Source organism: Treponema sp. JC4, assembly GCF_000260795.1.
Classification (GTDB): domain Bacteria; phylum Spirochaetota; class Spirochaetia; order Treponematales; family Treponemataceae; genus Treponema_D.
In genome coordinates, this window is record NZ_AJGU01000115.1 from 1 (window position 1) to 849 (window position 849).

General features: G+C 29.8%; 1 protein-coding gene. It reads right to left on the reverse strand.

The window, feature by feature from the left end; translation table 11 throughout:
- Positions 1–163 precede the first annotated feature (163 nt).
- A complete protein-coding gene (locus tag MSI_RS13525; protein WP_007590578.1) occupies positions 164–715 on the reverse strand; it encodes a hypothetical protein in 552 nt (183 codons plus the stop codon).
- Between the last annotated feature and the right edge of the window lie 134 nt (positions 716–849).

The window sequence follows — 849 nt, forward strand, 5'->3', positions numbered from 1 at the left end:
ACTATTTTTGTGTTAGTTTTATAAGAAAATCAGTTGGTTACAAATTGTAACCAACTGAAAAAGCTGACAATTGAATTTTAAGATTATTGATTTAACAGCTTCTAAAAGTTTGTTCGAACAAACTTTTAGAAAATTATCCAAAAAGATTGTTGAGGAATGGAAGCTAGAATGTTTGAATGTGCTCCTTAAACTCTTTCCAGCTCATATTGTAGGTCTGTTTTATATGTTTAATTCTGTCTGGTGGTGGAGTTATAAAATCCAGTTCCCGCCATTTAAGCATGGCATCCCTTTCTTCCATGTCTAAAGGAATCAGTTTATTTTGCTCTTCTACAAGATTTCGGTGTTCCATTAATTTTGGAATACCTTCTCTTTCCCATTTTTCATCCCTTCTTTTAATGATTTCTTTCCACTGATTTTTTGTATCTTCTTCGATTTTAGAAAGTAAAGCTTCTGCTTCTTCTTCCATTTGAAGTTCATCATAAGTTAAAGAAACTTTTATTCTTACATTGCTTTTAGTATGCACGTTATAAAATCTCGTCCAGGTTATTTTTTCAAGATTAAATTGTTTAAGTTCTTCAATGTTAGCGGTAACTAAAACAATGCTCTGAGGGTTAATTTTGTCTCTCACTTCTTCCCATGTTTCTTCCAAAAATCTTTCGCAATAGATTTTAGAAAAACTTCCATTTTCAATTTTTCTTACTACATAGAGATACATAATAAATATTCCTTTACCTATATATTTTTAATCCCTAAAAGCTGGTAAGGCGATTAGAGATATTACTTAAAAAGTTTGTTTGCACAAACTTTTTAAGATTATTTTTTAGAATTAAAAGATTTCAAAAGCTGTTC

Coding starts and splice junctions, on each gene's coding strand:
- MSI_RS13525 (WP_007590578.1), bottom strand. CDS start 715: ATGTATCTCTATGTAGTAAGAAAAATTGAAAATGGAAGTTTTTCTAAA.